The sequence below is a fragment of the Pseudomonas sp. B21-047 genome (genome assembly GCF_024748775.1).
Classification (GTDB): Bacteria; Pseudomonadota; Gammaproteobacteria; order Pseudomonadales; family Pseudomonadaceae; genus Aquipseudomonas; species Aquipseudomonas capeferrum.
The window spans coordinates 3,647,066-3,664,939 of sequence record NZ_CP087169.1 but is presented as its reverse complement, the minus strand read 5'-3'; the positions used below and the strand labels follow the sequence as shown (position 1 = coordinate 3,664,939).

The window sequence follows — 17,874 nt, the reverse complement described above, 5'->3', positions numbered from 1 at the left end:
TGCTTGGCCAGGCCGGCTGCTACAGTCGCGCATTTCAAGGATGGGTCATATGCGAATTCTGATCGGTGCTCTGGGTCTGGCTTTGCTGGCCGGGTGTGCCTCGATGAACGAAAAACGGGCCAGCGGGCCTGCATCGTCATTCGCCAGCGTAAAGCCCGTCGACCAGGTTGCCGAGTGCGTATTGTTCGCTTGGCAAAACCAGTCGATGATGGGCTCTCACTACGGCGCGTCGATTCAGCCGCTTGCGGGTGGAGGCAGAACAGTCATCAGTGTTGGAGAAGTTGAGTTCGCTGATTTCAGGTCATCAGGCACGGGAACTACGGCTGATCTGTATTTCCAAACAGGCCTAATGGATTGGCGAAAGAATCGTCGTATCGAGGCAGTGAAAGGCTGCCTGTGAGTAGACCGCCTCCGGGCGGTTTTTTATTGCCTGGAGGATTTCATGACCGCGAGTTCGATCATCTATACGCCCATGACCACTATCAAGCTTTCAGGATCACTCGCCCAGAAGTTCGGGCGGTTGCACCGCAGGGCGATTGACTCGGGGTCGACGTGGGAGGTTTTTCAAGCGCTCAAGGCAACCATCGAGGGCTTTGAAGATGAGATAAAACGACTGGATCGCCTCGGGCTGAGGTTTGCGGTTTTCCGCAACGGCAAGAACGTCGGCGCTGATGACTTCTCCAGGTCAGGCACGCGCGAGATTCGAGTTGTCCCTGTCGTCGCTGGCAGTAAGCGTGGAGGTCTCCTCCAGACGGTGATCGGCGTTGCATTGATCGTAGCGGCTACTGTTGCCTCAGGAGGCTTAGGGGCGGCGTTTGCAGCAGGCGCTGGCGGCTGGGGTGTCGCTGCTGCTGTCGGTGCTTCAATGGCTATCGGAGGGGTGATTCAGTTGCTCAGCCCGCAAGCTCAAGGTCTTTCCCTGAGTGCAGCGGCGGAGAACAAACCCTCGTACGCTTTCGGCAGCGCCAAGAACACCACAGCCAGCGGCAATCCTGTTCCGATCTGCATTGGCGAACGCCGCTGGGGCGGGGCAATCATTTCCGCGTCGATCGAGGCGCAAGACAGGTAGCAGCCTTGACGGGATTTGCACTTTTTTAGTACTTTTCAGCTATGTGGTACAAGTTGCATGAGATCGGCGCCTGATGGCGCTTTTTTTGTGCCTGTAGAAATGCCAATGCCCCGGACGTGAAAGCGTGTCGGGGTTTTTTTGTGCCCGCGAATCCCCTCGGGGATACCGGTGCAGGCTAGGTCAGATCAACCGAAAAGGGACGGTTTTGCTACGCCTACGCCCCTGCCTGCACCACCTTCTTCAGGCGGAAGGAGCTACCCATGAACAACAACGTCATCCCGTTTCACTACCAAGGCCAAGCTGTTCGCTTCAACAGTGAGGGCTGGATCAACGCCACCGACGTGGCCAAAAGATTTGGAAAGCGGCCGGTTGACTGGCTGAAGCAGGGCGAGACAAAGGAATACCTCAATGCGCTTGCCGAAGCGCTTACATGTGACGCTGGATCACTTGTAGAAACGAGCAAGGCGCGTTCGGATCGTGGCGGCGGCACATGGTTTCACCCGAAGCTAGCGGTGGCATTTGCTCGATGGCTCGATCTGAAGTTTGCCGTCTGGTGCGACCTGCACATTGATGCCCTGCTGCGCGGTGAGCTGAATGAAAAGCAACAGTTCGACCGGGCTTGCCGTGCTCTGGACGATGGACAGCAGGTCGCCAGCCTAAGTGGACGCGAACTGGCTCGATGGAAGGGGCGCAAACCCGCTCTGATTCATCAGGTCGAATACTGGCGTGAACAACTTCAGATGACGTTAGGACTCGATGCGGCCTGAGTGCCGCACGACAAAGCAACCGCCTCCGGGCGGTTTTTTATTGTTCGGAGGAAAGCATGGGCGCATCAGCTCACCTGGATATCGCTGGCGCCAAGGGCGGCGGCAGCAAGCCGAAAACGCCTGTTGAGGCTCCGGATAGCCTCCAGTCGACCAACATCGGCAAGATCCTGATCGCCGTGGGAGAAGGTGAGTTCGACGGCACGCCGACTGATCGCGACATCTATCTCGACAACACGCCGATCATGGACGCCAGCGGCAACGTGAACTTCCCTAGTGTGAAGTGGGAGTGGCGGCCTGGCTCCGTCGAACAGGACTACATCCAGGGTATTCCGTCGGTGGAGAGCGAGTCCACCGTCAACGTCGAACTTCGCAGCGACAACCCCTTCACACGCGCCCTGAGCAATACTCAGCTTTCCGCCGTCCGTGTACGTATGTCCTGGCCGCGCCTAGCTCAGCAGGACAGCAGCGGCAACACCAATGGCTACCGCATCGAGTATGCCATCGATATCGCCACCGATGGCGGCGCATACGTCGAGGCTCATCTGGGAGCGGTGGACGGCAAGACCACCAATGGGTACCAGCGCTCCGTGCGAGTGAATCTGCCAGCGGCCACATCGGGCTGGATGTTGCGCGTGCGGCGCATCACTCCGAACGCCAACAGCGGCACCATCGCCGACACGATGACCATCGCGGGCTACACCGAGATCATCGACGAGAAGCTGCGGTACCCGAATACCGCGCTGCTGTACATCGAGTTCGACGCCCAGCAGTTCCAGAACATTCCTTCGGTGACGGTGAAGTGCAAGGCTAAGCGCTGGCCGGTACCGACCGACTACGATCCGTTGACCCGCAGCTACACCGGTGTATGGGACGGTACCTTCAAGCTGGCCTGGACCAACAACCCCGCGTTCGTCACCTATGGACTATGCGTCGAGGATCGTTTCGGGCTGGGCAAGCGCATCAAGCCGTGGATGGTCGACAAGTGGGAGATGTACCGCATCGCCCAGTACTGCGACCAGCAGGTACCGGACGGGCAGGGCGGCCAAGAGCCGCGATTCCTTTGCGACATGAACCTGCAGGGCCGTGCTGAGGCCTGGACGCTGCTGCGCGATCTGTCGGCCATCTATCGAGGCATGGTGTATTGGGCGCATGGTTCGCTGTTCATGCAGGCGGACATGCCGCGCGCCCAGGACATTGACTATGTCTTCACCCGGGCAAACGTCATCGACGGTGACTTCGTATATGGCGGCGCCGAGCGCAACACGCACTACAGCCGGGCCCTGGTCAGCTACGACAACCCTGCGAACAACTACGACACCGACGTGATTCCGGTGACTGACCTGGCGCTGCAACGCCGGTACCGGGACCGTCCGGTAGAAATCTCGGCCATTGGCTGCACCCGTGCCTCCGAGGCCCAGCGCCGTGGCAAGTGGGCGCTGCTGAGCAACAGCCAGGACCGCACCGTCACCTTCAAAACCGGTATGGAAGGCCGTATTCCGCTGCCTGGCTACGTCATCCCGGTGGCTGATGAATTGGTGGCCGGCCGTCCGAATGGTGGCCGGATTTCGTCGGCAGCCGGGCGCGTCGTGACACTGGACCGTGACACGCCGATCAAGGCCGGTGACCGCCTGATCCTGAACCTGCCGAACGGCACCGCCCAGGCTCGCACCGTTCAGTCGGTTGTGGGGCGAGCAGTTACCGTGACGACCGCCTACGGCGTACAGCCAGAGCCTGAACTGCAGTGGGCAATCGACTATGGCGACTTGGCGATCCAGCTGTTCCGGGTGCTCAAGACTACCCGAACCCAGGAGGGCGACTACGAAATCACCGCACTTGAGTTCAACCCGAGCAAGTTTGCGGCGATCGACACCGGCGCGAAACTGGACGAGCGCCCGATCAGTGTCATTCCGGTGACCACTGTCCTGCCGCCGGCCAGCGTGACCCTGACCTCTGCCTACGCGGTGGATCAAGGTATCGGCGTGAACACCATGACCATTTCCTGGCCCGCAGTGCAGGGCGCGGTCGCCTATGACGTGGAGTGGCGCAAGGACAACGGCAACTGGGTTCGCGTGCAGCGCACCGGTGCGGCGTCTGTAGATGTGGTGGGCATCTATGCGGGTGCCTACCTGGCCCGCGTGCGGGCGGTCAGCTCGTTCGATATCACGTCGATCTGGCGCGACTCGACGCTTACCCAATTGAAGGGTAAGGAAGGTCTGCCACCTGCCGTGGCGCTCCTCAATACCTCGGCATTGGTCTACGCCATTGGGCTGGCTTGGGGCTTCCCGGCTGGCGCCGAAGACACCCAGCGGACCGAAATCTGGTACAGCAAGACCAACTCCCGTGAGGGAGCGACCAAGCTGGGCGATTTCGCTTACCCGCAGAAGGACCACACCCTGCAGCTTGGCGCGGCGGGCCTGCAGTTCTTCTTCTGGGCGCGCCTGGTCGATCGTTCTGGCAACGTCGGCCCGTGGTATCCGACAGGTGCCGGCGTGAGCGGGGCATCCAGCAGTAACCAGGCCGAATATGAGGAGTACTTTAAGGACAAGATCACCAATGGCGCGCTTTACCCTGCGCTGCGTGAAGAGATCTCGCTGATCTCTGGTCCGCCCACTCAGGCCGGTTCGGTTGCTCAGCGCCTTGCTGCTGAGGCAACAGCTCGCGGACAAGCAATCGCGGCCGAGGCCACCGCCCGGGGCCAGGCCATTGCCGCAGAGACGGCAGCTCGAACCCAGGCCATCGCTGCTGAGGTCGTGGACCGCAACAAGGCGATTGCCGTAGAAACCCAAGCGCGCACCAAGGCGATCGGCGACGAAGCCGCAGCCCGTGCGCAGGGCCTGCTGTCCGAGGCCCAAGCGCGCGGGGCGGCGATCATGAGTGAGGCGCAGACTCGGCAGTCGGCCGACAACGCATTGGGCCAGCGCATCGATACAGTCACCGCATCGACTGGCAACAACGCTTCGGCCATTCAGACCGAGATCACTGCTCGCACCAATGCGGACAATGCGCTCGGCCAACGCATCGACACCGTGGCGGCCAGCACTGCGTCGAACTCGGCCGCGATCGGCAACGAGACCACGGCACGGACAAATGCTGACTCTGCCCTGGCCTCGCAGATCGCCACGCTGCGCGCCGAATCCGGAGGGTTTGACTCGACGTTGAACTACGGTTTTGCCTCCACCACTGAGGGCTGGTCTGGTACTCGCTGCACGCTGGTGGTTGAAAACGGCCGCTTGATCGTCACGAACGATGGCGCTGGCGCATACCTCAACGCTCCGGTGGTCTCGATCAAAGGGCGGGACCACGACCGTATCCGTTGCCGGATCACCCGGCGCGCGGGTAGCGGCTGGACTGGCCAGGTGTCCTACGCCACGGCCGGGCACGGCTCGTCGACCGCGTACAACAAGATCATCCCGAACCCTGGTCTGGCGATCGGGCAGACCATGGTGCTCGAGTGGGACATGTCGCAGCTCACCAATGGTGGCAGCGACTGGTCGGACAGTACGATCACCAGGTTCTACCTGTGGATCAGCGGCACCGCAGGGGATGTTTTCGAGATCGACTGGATTGCCGTCGGCCAGATCGCGCCGTCGGCCTCAGTGGCCTCGGTCGTGGATGAGCGTACTGCGCGGATCAGTGGCGACGAGGCGAACGCCTCGGCTGTCACCGCGCTGGGCAGCAGCCTGACCACCACCAACCAGAATGTCACCGCTGCCCAGCAGGCCGCCCAGGACGCGGCCACGCTGGCGGGTGGCAAAGGGAAGGTGCTGGTGCAGGCGACTGCGCCGGCCGCTGCTGATCGTCTTCCGCAGAACCTGTGGATCGACACGACCGGCAACGCCAACACCCCAAAACGATGGAACGGCACTGCCTGGGTGGCTGTGACGGACAAGGTAGCCACCGACGCCGCGGCGGCCGCTCAGTCGGCATTGTCGCAGCTGGCCGGCAAGGCCGACGCTTCGGCACTGCAGGCGCTCAGCACGACCGTCAGCAACCACGGCAATACGCTGTCGAGCCAGGGCAGCAGCATCACCGAGCTCAACAACAGTCTGCAGACCACCAACGGCAACGTAGCCACTGCTCAGCAGGCGGCGCAGGCAGCGGCCGGTCTGGCCGGCAGCAAGGGCAAGGTGCTGTATCAGTCGGCTGCGCCGGCGGTTGCCGACCGCCAGGCCGAGAACCTGTGGATCGATACCACCGGCGCAGCCAACACGCCCAAACGCTGGAACGGCAGTGCCTGGGTGGCCGTCAGCGATAAGGTGGCGACTGATGCGGCTGCAGCCGCAGCCAGCGCGCTGGCACAGGTGGCGAACAAGGCCGATGCTTCTGCGCTCCAGGCGCTGAACTCGACCGTGACCAGCCAGGGCACCACCCTGACCAGTCAAGGCGCCGCGCTGACCCAGCTCAAGGCCTCGATTGGCCAGCAGCCCGACAACCTGATCCTGCGGGGCAGCTTCGAGGATGGCATAGTCGATCCCTGGACCGCCGACCCGGTGATCACCAATATCTCGGCGCACCCGTCGGCCGGCAAAGGCATCGCGTTTTACAACAACAGTTTTTGCGGTGTGGGCTTGAATGTCCTGACCAGGGGGGGCGAGCAGTTCGACCTTTCTGCGGATATTTGGCCGAATTACATGACGGCGGGACAGACCACCCGGCTGCAGATGCAGTTCTATGACAAGGCCAACGTCAACCTGGGCTACTTCACCGCGTTCGCGGTACCGGCGGCGAGTACGGGGTTCAAAACGAACACCGGTCGCATCACTGCGCCAGACGGTGCGGTCTCGGCCCGGTTCGTGACCCGCACCGAGCCAGCGGACGGTACCGGGCGTTCGCTGTGGTGCAACATCATCGCTCGTCGAGTCACGGCGGCCGACACTGCCAACGCTGATGCGGTGTCCAACCTCACCAGCACGGTCACCCAGCAGGGCGCCACGCTGACCAGTCAGAGCCAGGCCCTGACCGAGCTGAACAGCAACCTAGCGATCACCACTGGTAACGCTGCTGCGGCACAGCAGGCCGCCGATGCTGCCAACGCCCTTGCAGGAGGAAAGGGAAAGGTCATCATCCAGGCGACGGCACCGGCGACAGCGGATCGTCTTCCACAGAACCTGTGGATCGACACAACAGGCAACGCCAATACGCCTAAGCGCTGGACCGGGTCCGCCTGGGTCGCGGTGACCGACAAGGCTGCAACGGACGCGGCAGCCGCCGCAGCCGATGCCCTGGCGCTCGCTCAAACCAAGGCAGACGCGTCGGCCCTGCAGACGCTGAGCACCACCGTGTCGAATCAGGGCAGCACCTTGACCAGCCAGGGCGCGAGCATCACCCAGCTGAACAATGGTCTCCAGACCACGAACGGCAACGTGACAACCGCGCAGCAGGCCGCCCAGGCGGCTTCTGATAAAGCTGGTGCCAAGGGCGAGGTCATCTATGGCACCGCCGCGCCGGCGACCGACAAGCGCCTGGCGCAAAACCTTTGGATCGACACCACAGGAGGTGCAAACACCCCCAAACGCTGGACGGGCTCGGCCTGGGTAGCGGTGACTGATAAGGCGGCAACAGATGCAGCGGCAGCGGCAGCCAGCGCCTTGGCGCAGGTGGCCACGAAAGCCGAGGCCTCCGCGCTGCAGACCCTGAGCAACACCGTCACCAGTCAGGGCAATACGCTAACCAGCCAGGGCAACGCGCTCACCGGGCTGCAAGCCTCGATCGGCAATCTGGCCGGCAACGGCGCCAACCTGCTCGACAGTGACTACAGCTGGTTGGCGTCGAGCACATTGCCGGTGACCGGCGGCGCCTTGTTGACCAAGACGGGTGTGTCCGTGCCCGAAGCCGATTCCGGTTTCGGCTACTCCCTACGTGCTGATACCGATAGCCTGTTCTCTTACATCGTCATGGCCCCGGCCAACAACCAGGCCAGCTACAACATCCGTGTCGAGCCCGGGGTTTACCTGGTGTCGATGTATGTGAAGGGCGTCACGGCCGGTTCGATGATGGCCAACCTGTACGACGGGGTAACCTCGCGATCGGTGACCCTGCCGTACACCACGGAACGCACGCGCATTACGTTCCCGATCACCATCGCTACCAGCGGCAAGGTCGGCCTGTTGATCTACCCGAACCGCCACGCTGCGGCCAGCGCCTCGATGGTGGTGGACTCGATCATGGTCGAGAAGCGGGTGGGCGAGAGTGACGTCCCTTCGCCGTTTGTGGCAGGGCCGTCGGCGCGCGCAACTGGCGTGCTGGCGGCGGCCGACCAGGCGCTGGATGTTCGAGTGACGCAGACCGAGAGCGGGTTGTCCTCGGCCAGCAGCTCGATTACCAGCCTGGGCAACAGCTTGGCGGCCACCAACCAGAACGTCACTGCGGCGCAGCAGGCAGCGCAGTCTGCGTCGAACCTGGCCGGCAGCAAGGGCAAAGTGATCGTGCAAGCGGCGGCGCCTGATGTGGCCGACCGCCTGGCCCAGAACCTCTGGATCGATACGACCGGCAACGCGAATACGCCGAAACGCTGGAGCGGCAATACCTGGGTGGCGGTCAGTGACAAGGCGGCCACGGATGCTGCTGCGGCAGCGGCCAACGCCCTGGCGGTTGCTCAAACCAAGGCGGATGCCTCGGCGCTGCAGGCGCTCAGCACCACGGTGACGAACCAGGGCAACACCTTGTCGAGTCAGGGCAGCAGCATCACCAACCTGACCAACAGCTTGCAAACCACGAATGGCAACGTCAGCACCGCCCAACAGGCGGCACAGGCGGCTGCTGATCTGGCAGGCAGTAAAGGCAAGGTGCTGTACCAGACTGCCACTCCAGCAGTCGCTGAACGTCAAGCAGAGAATCTGTGGATCGACATCACCGGCAACGCCAACACGCCAAAACGGTGGAATGGCAGCGCCTGGGCGTCTGTGACAGACAAGGTGGCCACCGACGCCGCCGCGGCAGCGCAGTCAGCGCTGACGCAAGTAGCGTCCAAAGCTGATGCATCTGCCTTGCAGTCGCTCAGCAACACGGTGGCCAGTCAAGGTACGACGCTGACTAGCCAAGGCACAGCGCTCACCCAGCTGAAAGCTTCCATTAGCCAGCAGCCGGATAACCTGGTGCTGCGCGGCACGTTCGAAGATGGTCTGGTCGACCCGTGGACAGGGAGCCCAGGGATCGCTGGGCTGTCGGTGCACCCATCGGCCAGCAAGGGCATCGCCTTCTATGCGAACAGCTTCTGCGGGCTGGCTGCAAACGTGAGCGTTGCGGGTGGCGATCAGTTCGACCTGTCTGCTGACGTATACCGGGCCTACATGACCGCCGGTCAAACCGGCAACTTGCAGATGCAGTTCTTCGATAAGGCAGGGGCCAACCTTGGCTATTTGAACGGCTTCACCTTCTCAGCGGGCGGAGGGTTTCAAACCTTCACGGGTCGGATCACGGCGCCGGCGGCGGCAGTGACGGCGCGCTTCGTCAGCCGGATCCAGCCAGCGGACGGAAGTGGCCGGTCGGTTTGGTGCAACATCGTTGCGCGCCGGGTAACCGCAGCGGATGCGGCGAATGCGGATGCCATCAGTAGTCTGAGCAGTACGGTGACCCAGCAGGGCACCACGCTGACCAGCCAAGGCCAATCCCTGCTCAGCCTGACCAACCGTATGACGGATGCCGAAGGCGTGAACAGCGCCCAGGCAACCGCCATCAGCCAGATGGACACGACGGTCAAGCAGCAGGGGACGGCAATCACTGCTGCAGCCACGCGTCTGGACGGGCTGTATGTCCAAGTGAACCCGGAAATGGAAGGCGATAGCACCGGCCTAGCCGGCGCCACGGGGGGCTTGGTGGGGGTCTGGACCGAGCAATCGGCCCGGATCGAGGACGGCATTGCCATAGGACGGCAGGTCGAAACCGTCCAGGCGCAGATGGGGCAGACCAATGCTTCGGTGCAGCAGGTGAGTGAAGTGGTTGCAGGTGTCGATGGCAAGGTGTCTGCCATGTCTTCCTGGAAGACCGAGACCAATGCCAACGGCAAGAAGGTGGCCACCGGCATCATTCAAGGAAGTGATGGGGCGGTTGGCGAGATCCTGCTGTCGGCTGACCGCGTGGCGATCATCAACGGGTTGAATGGGCCAGAGGCGAGCTTGTTTGTGTTCCAGGATGGCCAGCTGTTCTTGAACTCGGCATTGATCAACCAGGCATTCATTCAGAACCTGATCGTGGGCATGACACTTCGGTCTCAGGCGGTTAACGCCCAAGGCTTGCCGCTGATAGAGATCAATCTGGCGTCCGGTTCATTCACCGTGCGCGGACAGGATGCTGCCGGATCAACGCTTCTGAACAACGGCGGCTTGTATGTGTACGACGTGAACGGTGTTGAGCGTGTAGCGGTGGGGAGATTGACCTGATGGCCACTATCTACGGACTGCGGACAAAAGATGCATCCGCCAGGATTACGCTCGACACCGGAAGCACGCCGATTCGCTCGCTGAAGATTCTCCAGGTGACGTGCGACGGTAGCTTCGAGCAGACCTTTTCGGTACCTGAGATCAAGAGCGATTCCTTTGTGGTGGTGGATCGGCTGGCACCGGTGACCGACCCTGCCAGTAACTGGTCACCCCAAGCCTGGTACTCCCCGGGCCAGCTCACGATAAGGCGCGGCTTCAACCAAACGTGGCAAGTGTTGGTGTTGTCGAGTGGTGGCGCTCCTTTTTTGGCCTCGGGTCAATACGGGATTCGCTCAGTAAACAATGCTTTCCAGTCACAGATTGATTCGGTGAACCGCGTCCTCAATGTGATATATCAGGGTTCGTTCACTTTCCCTTCGTGGGCCAACCGGGATCAGCCATTCCTCAATGGGTATGATTTTCCGACGCCCATCACGACGTACGAGCGACCGCTGGTGTTCGTGAATGGCCCTGGGCACTTGATGCTCTCGAACTTCTATGTGCAGGGGCAGCCAGGCAACTGGACGGGATGGCGAGTCGCCAAGTACATGCACCCTGATTTCGGGCCCGTATGGCTGGAGGCGATGCAAGTGGATTGGTTCGTGGGTAGCTACTCGGCCAGTCCGCTGCCTGTGGGAGCGTATGGCTCTAAAGTAAGCGATGCGTCGGGGGTGGACATATTCACATCCACGAATAACGTTGTTCGATTGAACAGTCAGCCGACAACTACATCATTTGTTGTAGCAGGAAGTCCAATTGTTGGCATTGGTTACTATGCGGCTAGTTGTCAAATGCCTTGGACCAACAATGCGGGCGACTACTTTTTAGCTAATGCACTCCTGTCACCAACGTATGTGCCTGCCGGGACTACTACTCCCTGGCTGCCTACCATTGCGGGTTTTCTCAATGGTAGGCGGGATATGCTGCAGGCTTATACCGAGAACTACAGCGGCATTAACCCAGTTGATCCAAATGGCCGGACTTTGTTCGCCGCCCGACCAACTCTTTAGCAAGGAATACTATGGCCAAGCAAACAATCAATCTCGGCACCGCGCCCACCGGCGCGGGAGGGGACGACCGACGGAGCGCGTGGGTAAAAGCCATCGCGAATTTCGACGAACTGTACACATGGATCGCCACCGGCTTTCAAAGGGGCAACATCCTCGGTGCGGTCAGTCAGGCGGGGGGTGTGCCCACCGGCGCACTGCTGCAGCGCGGATCCAACGCCAACGGCGAGTTCATTCGCTTGGCGGATGGCACCCAGATCTGCTGGGGGGTGATCACGGTCCCTAAGCAAGCATTGAGTGCGCAGGCCAATGGCCGGGCCACTATGCCGGTGGCCTTTGCTGCAGTACCGCGCATTCTCGCTACGCCACTCGGTTCGATCGGGGCGAGTGGTAACCAAGCGGCGATCGGAGAGCAGGCAATGAACGGCATCTGGTGGAGCGCTACCACCAACCTGGTTTATGCCGATAGCTGGTCGTATCGGTATGCCACGGCATCCGATGTTCAATACCAATACATTGCCATTGGCAGGTGGTTCTAATGCGAATCAAGCTCAGCCCAGTATTGCCGATTACCCCGGCAGTTCTGACGATCTACAAGCAGGGTGACAGCCTGACCATCAACGGCCTTACCCTGGACTTTTCACCGCTCCCCGAGGGCGCCACGCTGCCGGCAGAGGCAACGCGCTGCCCTTGGGTGATCGCCCCAGTGGAGCGCCTGGACGGCCTGCTGGCGATCACTCTGCAGCTACCTATCCCGATCGATGCCACCCCAGCGGCGTGTTTCCCGCATGACATCGTTTCCCCCGCTGACGGCCTGGTCGTGCTGCCGATTCCTGCAGCGGAACAACCAGCGCCGGCGCAGGGCTTTGCTGCGATCGACTGGGGCCAGCTGGTCACCGTCAAAGACAAAGCCCAAGCCGCCAGTGAGCAGCTGCGGGCTACCGCTACCGCCGAGATTGCTCAGCGGCGAACGGTTGCAGATGCGGCCATTGCGCCGCTGCAGGATGCGGTGGAGCTGGACGACGCCACCCCGGCCGAGGCCGAGGCCCTGAAAGCCTGGAAGCGGTACCGCGTAGCGCTCAATCGGTTGCCCGAGCAACCTGGCTACCCTGCCACGATCGACTGGCCAGCACTGCCGGCCTGATCCACCCCGACTTACGACACACCGCCAGCCTGGCGGTATTTTTTTGCCTGGAGAAAACCCATGCCTTACATCGCCATCAACCTCAGCAACGCCTACGACGCTGAGAACAACACCCGCTTTGCCACTGCCGAGGAAGCCGACGCCCGCGCTCGTGCGATCCTGAACCAGTTCCCGACCGCGCAGGTGTTCACAGCCCAGGTGCTGAAGGAGTACAGCGCCAAGGTGTCAATCACCGCGAAGGCGCCGGCAGAGCCCGAGACCGCACCGGCGCCTGAAGAACCTGCTGCCTAAACCCTTGCAACCATCCCAAGCCCGCCTAGTGCGGGCTTTTTTGTGCCTGGAGAAACCTATGACCACACCTCGCGGAGTCCGCAACAAGAACCCCGGCAACATCGATTACAACCCGCGCAACGCCTGGCAGGGGCAGCTCGGCCTGGAAGAGGGAGTCGCCAAGCCGCGCTTCGCCCGATTTGACCATCCCGAAAACGGCATTCGCGCCCTGGGCAAGCTGCTGATCAACTACCGCGGCAAGGACGGGATGCCGGGAGTAGGCGGGAAGGGGATCGACACCGTGCTCGAAACCATCAACCGTTGGGCACCGAGCAACGAGAACGACACCCAGGCCTACGCCGCTGCCGTGGCCAAGCTCCTTGGCGTTCGGGCCACGGACCCGATCGACATCAAAGACCCGACCACGCTGCGCGAGATGGTGCTAGGCATCATCATCCACGAGAACGGCGGTAACCCTTACCCGTCGATGATCATTGATGAGGGTATTCGGCGGGCTCTGTCATGAGTGCTTGGCCTGCTACGGCTGCCATTGTGCTTGTGCTTCTGGCGTCCCACTGGGGCGCGTACCAGCACGGCATATCGGTAGAGCGGGCGAAGGGCGCTCAGGTATCAGCGCAACGGGACAGTGGCGACCGCTTGGCCGCGGTAATCGGCGAACGATCCGCACGCCAGGAAGAACACCGGAGCGCAGACGCGCAGCAAGAGGCGAGGGTAAAAGCGCATGAAGAAAGAACGATTGCTGATGCTGGCGCTGCTGGCGCCGATGCTGCTGGCCAGCGGCTGCGCGACGAAGGTGCCAAGCTCGCTGCCACCGTCAGTTGCCCCGGCACGGATACCGCCGCTATCGCCCGAGGCCAGGCAGCCACCCGCGCCGCCATGGTGCTCTCCGACCTGTTCGCACGGGCTGATGCTCGAGCGGGAGAATTGGCGAAAGCTTATGACCGAGCCCAAATAGCTGGCCAGCAGTGCGAGCGAGAGCACGACTCGCTGTAAAGGCGTCGACCGCCATCTTAGCTGTTGAGCGGAGGAGCGTGACCGTACGGTCAAAAAAACGGAATTTTTTACCCACTGTGTAGCTCCATTGACGGTGATTCTATGGAGGAGAGTCCAATGGCAGAACATAAACTTTACGTGATCGAGTATGAACTTCACGGTGATTACCGTACTTTCATCATCCGGCAGGAACGAATGGACAACGTTGAGGCTTGGCATTGGGCGAGCTGCGATGCTGGGGTGGGCATCATTCCCAGATTCGGTCAGCACAAGATCAAGAAGGTCAGTCGCCCAATGGCTGAGCGCTATGGCATCTCCAAAGTGCGGTGGCGCCCTACAGGGCAGGGCCCTGAATTTGTGGCGCCTGCAGTTGATATGAAGAAGTTTTCCGCCTCTCCTTAAAGTGCGTAGTCGGCACGTGGTTTGCCAGGGCGACATCTGCCCTGGCGTCCACAATTTGATGTGGCCTAATGCCGCCATCGACTCATTGTTCTGAAGCTGAAACACTCATGGCCTGATCGTGGTTGGAGAGTCTGATGAAACTCGACATGGATCGTCCGTCTTTGTCAGGAATGACTGTAGTAGTTGTCGAGGATGATGAGACTCTTCGAACAGTGCTGGTAGCAATCCTGGCTGAGATGGGGGCCACCTGTGTTGCATTCGGCAACGCCGAAGACGCCCTGATTCGACTTCTTGAATCAAAGGGTGCCTGCTCCTTGATGATCGTCGACCATGGTGTGCCCGGCTGCATCAAGGGCATGGAGTTTATCTCCATGGTTCATGAAAAATGGCCAGGGCTGCCGGCCATCCTGACTTCCGGTTTTCAACTTGATACGTCAACAGTCGCTCCCCCTTTCAGCTACCTTTTCAAGCCTTGGTCCATCGACGAGCTTGTTGCCACTATTGGCCGGACGCTAGCGTCAGCGACCTATGTTCATTCGGCCGACTAAGCTGCATCAGGATCTCAAATCCGACTATCGCGGAAGGCCGTTTCTCTGCCGGCCGTTCGAGGATGTTCGAGTGAAGATGGCTTCCGCTCGCTCTCGCCTCCCATTGCCCGATATTCCTAGTGCGAGCGCCGGTACCGTTGCCAGGTCTCGGTGTATTGATATCCCGACCGAACACTTCCATGGTTTCGAGATGGTGCTGGTGGAGGGGCTCACAGCCTGTCCCCGCTATCTGACGAAATATCTGCTACGGCCGAAAGCTGATGTCAGTTCTGGGGGATAATCGAGATCTTGCCGTTTCTCTCGACGATAGCAAATTTGATTTGCTCGACGGTCTCGATGCCTTGGCTGTCGCGTGCAGATTCGAGGATATCGTCCTCGGTCAGCCGTGCCCGGCGCATGCGTTGGTGAAGAAAGCGTCCGTGTTCCACCACCAGCGTTGCATGGCCGTCGAGCAGACGTGCCAAAGGTCTGGAATTCAACTTGGCCAACGACAGACCAACATCCAGCACTATCAGCGTGGCAATCACCAGAACAGCGTTGGTAAAGGAAAAGTCTTCACCCAACAAAGCCTGCTGAGTCGCTTCGCCAATGATCAACAACAGCACGAAGTCGAACGTGGTCAGGTCGGCCAACGAGCGCCTGCCAGCCACACGAAACAGCAACATCAGGACAATGTACATGCCTGCCGCACGAAGGATGGAGTCCATGTCACGCTCCTAGGGGTACAGGAAGGTAGTGAAATGTACCGCGCTGCTCGGGCCTGCCCTGACACTGCCTTCAAGGGTGCCGACATAGTCGCTGCGCAGCGTCAGGTAGAGGGTGGCCACACCGTCTTCGCTGGTGCCAAGTTCCAGCAGCAGTGCCTCGCCATGAGATCGCGACACCTGCGGCTCGGGCTGCAGGGTCTCGATACTGGCCTCCTGCAGTAAGGTTCCGCCCAGCAGCAGTATGACCGGTTTCCCGGGGGCGCCGCGAACTGTGATTCGCATGCTATCGGTACTGCCTGTACGGCTGAGCCGCTGATACTCGACCCGTACACGGCCGTCGCTACTCACGGCCTGGGCGTCACTGAGCGGACCATTGCCAAACAATCCGGCCAGGGCAAGCAACACGATCAGCACCAGCGAGTACCATCCAACCCGCTCGAAGCGCCATACACGGCGCTGCATGGGCATGTCTTCCTCGACCGGGTGGTGCCTTGAGATCAGCTCGTCTTCGCGCACGGCCTTAGTCCTCAGGCGCGCTCACCGCGCAGCCAGCGTTGGTGGTAGTGCACCAGGTGTGACAACCCGAACAATGCTCCCTGGCGGATGGTGTCTGCACGGTCACCAAAGAAACGCTGCGTCCGGGTGAAAACGGCAAGCGGTTCGCCGGCGAATGCCCAGGCAAAGCAGACAGTGCCCGGTGCAATGCCGTCTTGCGGCTCTGGCCCTGCGACACCGGTGCTGGCGATGGCAACCGTGGCGTCGCTGTCCTTCAACGCACCCAATGCCATTTCCCAGGCCACTGCCTCGCTGGTGAGCCCGTAGCGTTCAATGGTTTGTTGGCTAACGCCTAGGAGCCTTCTTTTGGCGCTGGGCGAATAAACGACGTAACCGCTTTCAAGTACTTCGCCGGTACCCGGTACTGCCGCCAGCAATGAGACCATGGCGCCAGCTGTGCATGATTCGGCAGTGGTCAGGACCAGATTGTGGGTCCTTAGGTAGTCAAGCGCCTCGAATACTGGATCTTTAGACATAGTGGGCCATCCGAGTGCTGTTTTGCGATGGACGTGTGGCGGGCAAAGTTGGTTCAGTGTGCGTGGCGTCCATTCATCTATGCCGGATAAAGCTGCCTGAACTTTGAACGGCACGCAGGCTTCCCTTTTATACGAGGCCATGGTTTTCGTGGCCTGTCATTTGGAATAGGAGAGGCGGTCATGACCGAGCCTGTGACGTATTTCTGGATCGCCGTGGCGGTGATCATTCTACTTGTCGATCTGTGGGCCATTGTCAGTGTCTTTCGCAGTGACAAAGCCGATGCGACCAAAGCGCTGTGGGCGCTGTTACTACTGGCACTGCCCGTCGTCGGCCTGGCTATCTGGGGCATCATGGGGCCGCGTGGCATCAAGCGCGGGACGGGACCGTCATCCCCCGAACATAGTAAGGGGTGAAGCCACACAGACGGCTTCGCCATGCGTTGTGTCTCAGCCAAATTTCTCGAAAGAGGCTAATATTCGCAGGGAAACTAGCCTGGGCATGGTAATGGACAAGCGTACTTTCGTAGGAATGGTTGAGGCCGGCGAGCCGCTGATCCAGCAGGCAGTGGACGCATTCCGTGCCTACCACGAGGCTCAGGATTGTAGCGCTCCACCAGAGGAGGTTGAACGGCTCCGCCTGCTGGCTGAATCTCTGTTCCAGGCGGTGTCCGACTACCAGCTTCGGGTCATAGCCAAGGCTCGTGGAAAGGATCTACCACCATTGCACTGACCCGCTGATCGGCAATTCCCCGTACCAGGTTTCGCCTATAGGATACTGTGTTTTTGTACAGTATAGGTGCCTATGTATTTCCTCCTCGTTCGCCGCCGCGTGAATGGCGTGGCTATCCCCACCAGTCAGCTCGGGAAGATCACGCCGCTCCGGGCAGACATCCACATCGGCGACAATCACAGTGAGCCACTGGGCCGGGTCGCGACCCAGGCCTGGGTGTTCAACCCGACCCCTGGGCCTGACGTGATACCCCGGCTGCACGATGCCAAGGTCAACGGCATGGCCCAACTCGACATGAACATCAACGGCATCGAGGAGATCGGCGGCGTGATGTACGCGCAGTCGTGGTGGTGCAAGGCAGAATGATGAGCCGACTACCGCGGGCCTGGCTGGACGAGCTCAACGACCAGTTCGCCCTAGCCACCGATCCAGATAACCGAGCTGCCGTCCTGGCTGAGATGGCCATGGCCGCCCACCGGCGCGGGGAAGTGGGCGAAGACCAGCTGTGCGAGATGCTGGAGTTTGCCGAGGCGGCGCGGCTCTACGGCCTAAACGAGCACGAGGACATGTACGCCTGCGGCCTGTTCGGCTACCACGAGCCACTGCCCGAATGGGGCATCAAGGTGATCAAAGGGGTAGGGAATGTTGCGCCCACGCTGGATTAGGCGGGCTACTCGGCAGGACGCCGGAGGAGGGGCATGGTGTCTATAACCGCTCGAAAGCCTCTCGGTTTTACTGGTCGAAAGTCGCCGAAACTAGCCGATCTGT

At 61.0% G+C, this 17,874-nt stretch carries 19 protein-coding genes; 16 read left to right on the top strand and 3 right to left on the bottom strand.

Features of this window, described 5'->3' with window-relative positions:
- Window positions 1-49 precede the first annotated feature (49 nt).
- From LOY26_RS16525 to LOY26_RS16470, 12 genes are all read left to right on the top strand, one after another.
- On the top strand, window positions 50-400 hold the full coding sequence (locus LOY26_RS16525; RefSeq protein WP_258713861.1) for a hypothetical protein: 351 nt from the start codon (window positions 50-52) through the stop codon (window positions 398-400).
- Window positions 401-442: 42 nt separating this feature from the next.
- On the top strand, window positions 443-1,069 hold the full coding sequence (locus LOY26_RS16520) for a tail assembly protein (protein WP_258713860.1): 627 nt from the start codon (window positions 443-445) through the stop codon (window positions 1,067-1,069).
- A gap of 260 nt (window positions 1,070-1,329) precedes the next feature.
- A complete protein-coding gene (locus tag LOY26_RS16515; RefSeq protein ID WP_258713859.1) occupies window positions 1,330-1,836 on the top strand; it encodes a KilA-N domain-containing protein in 507 nt (168 codons plus the stop codon).
- Between the two features lie 56 nt (window positions 1,837-1,892).
- Window positions 1,893-10,214, top strand: coding sequence for a DUF1983 domain-containing protein (locus tag LOY26_RS27085; protein WP_258713858.1), 8,322 nt, complete (start codon window positions 1,893-1,895; stop codon window positions 10,212-10,214).
- Window positions 10,214-11,263 carry a hypothetical protein gene (locus LOY26_RS16505; protein ID WP_258713857.1) on the top strand — a complete coding sequence of 350 codons (1,050 nt, stop codon included), beginning with the start codon at window positions 10,214-10,216 and terminating at the stop codon, window positions 11,261-11,263. Before LOY26_RS27085 ends, LOY26_RS16505 begins: the two co-directional genes overlap by 1 nt.
- A gap of 11 nt (window positions 11,264-11,274) precedes the next feature.
- Complete coding sequence (locus LOY26_RS16500) at window positions 11,275-11,799, top strand: hypothetical protein (protein WP_258713856.1); 525 nt, start codon at window positions 11,275-11,277, stop codon at window positions 11,797-11,799.
- Window positions 11,799-12,404 (top strand): tail fiber assembly protein, encoded by a 606-nt coding sequence (locus LOY26_RS16495; protein WP_258713855.1) that lies wholly within the window; start codon window positions 11,799-11,801, stop codon window positions 12,402-12,404. The genes LOY26_RS16500 and LOY26_RS16495 overlap by 1 nt, the downstream gene beginning before the upstream one ends.
- A gap of 60 nt (window positions 12,405-12,464) precedes the next feature.
- Entirely contained in the window at window positions 12,465-12,695 is a 231-nt protein-coding gene (locus LOY26_RS16490) for a hypothetical protein (protein WP_258713854.1), read from the top strand.
- A gap of 58 nt (window positions 12,696-12,753) precedes the next feature.
- Entirely contained in the window at window positions 12,754-13,200 is a 447-nt protein-coding gene (locus tag LOY26_RS16485; protein ID WP_258713853.1) for a structural protein P5, read from the top strand.
- Window positions 13,197-13,688: a DUF2514 domain-containing protein gene (locus tag LOY26_RS16480; RefSeq protein WP_186654708.1), complete on the top strand. Its 492-nt coding sequence runs from the start codon at window positions 13,197-13,199 to the stop codon at window positions 13,686-13,688. The genes LOY26_RS16485 and LOY26_RS16480 overlap by 4 nt, the downstream gene beginning before the upstream one ends.
- Before the next feature lie 117 nt (window positions 13,689-13,805).
- Complete coding sequence (locus LOY26_RS16475; RefSeq protein WP_186654706.1) at window positions 13,806-14,090, top strand: DUF6555 family protein; 285 nt, start codon at window positions 13,806-13,808, stop codon at window positions 14,088-14,090.
- 134 nt (window positions 14,091-14,224) lie between these two features.
- Window positions 14,225-14,638, top strand: coding sequence for a response regulator (locus LOY26_RS16470; RefSeq protein ID WP_186654704.1), 414 nt, complete (start codon window positions 14,225-14,227; stop codon window positions 14,636-14,638).
- 263 nt (window positions 14,639-14,901) lie between these two features.
- On the opposite strand, the gene LOY26_RS16465 is transcribed toward LOY26_RS16470, so the two are convergent.
- From LOY26_RS16465 to LOY26_RS16455, 3 genes are all read right to left on the bottom strand, one after another.
- Complete coding sequence (locus LOY26_RS16465) at window positions 14,902-15,345, bottom strand: DUF421 domain-containing protein (protein WP_258713852.1); 444 nt, start codon at window positions 15,343-15,345, stop codon at window positions 14,902-14,904.
- Window positions 15,346-15,354: 9 nt separating this feature from the next.
- Window positions 15,355-15,807, bottom strand: coding sequence for a hypothetical protein (locus LOY26_RS16460; RefSeq protein WP_258714916.1), 453 nt, complete (start codon window positions 15,805-15,807; stop codon window positions 15,355-15,357).
- Between the two features lie 65 nt (window positions 15,808-15,872).
- Window positions 15,873-16,376, bottom strand: coding sequence for a CinA family protein (locus tag LOY26_RS16455; RefSeq protein WP_258714915.1), 504 nt, complete (start codon window positions 16,374-16,376; stop codon window positions 15,873-15,875).
- Window positions 16,377-16,556: 180 nt separating this feature from the next.
- Between LOY26_RS16455 and LOY26_RS16450 the strand changes: the two genes are divergently transcribed.
- The 4 genes from LOY26_RS16450 (at window position 16,557) to LOY26_RS16435 (ending at window position 17,771) form a co-directional block, all read left to right on the top strand.
- Window positions 16,557-16,790 (top strand): PLDc N-terminal domain-containing protein, encoded by a 234-nt coding sequence (locus tag LOY26_RS16450; protein WP_258713851.1) that lies wholly within the window; start codon window positions 16,557-16,559, stop codon window positions 16,788-16,790.
- A gap of 91 nt (window positions 16,791-16,881) precedes the next feature.
- The gene (locus LOY26_RS16445) at window positions 16,882-17,106 is read left to right on the top strand and encodes a hypothetical protein (RefSeq protein ID WP_258713850.1); all 225 of its coding nucleotides are present in this window, start codon (window positions 16,882-16,884) and stop codon (window positions 17,104-17,106) included.
- Window positions 17,107-17,178: 72 nt separating this feature from the next.
- Complete coding sequence (locus LOY26_RS16440) at window positions 17,179-17,472, top strand: hypothetical protein (RefSeq protein WP_258713849.1); 294 nt, start codon at window positions 17,179-17,181, stop codon at window positions 17,470-17,472.
- Window positions 17,469-17,771: a hypothetical protein gene (locus LOY26_RS16435; RefSeq protein WP_186661289.1), complete on the top strand. Its 303-nt coding sequence runs from the start codon at window positions 17,469-17,471 to the stop codon at window positions 17,769-17,771. The genes LOY26_RS16440 and LOY26_RS16435 overlap by 4 nt, the downstream gene beginning before the upstream one ends.
- Window positions 17,772-17,874 lie beyond the last annotated feature (103 nt).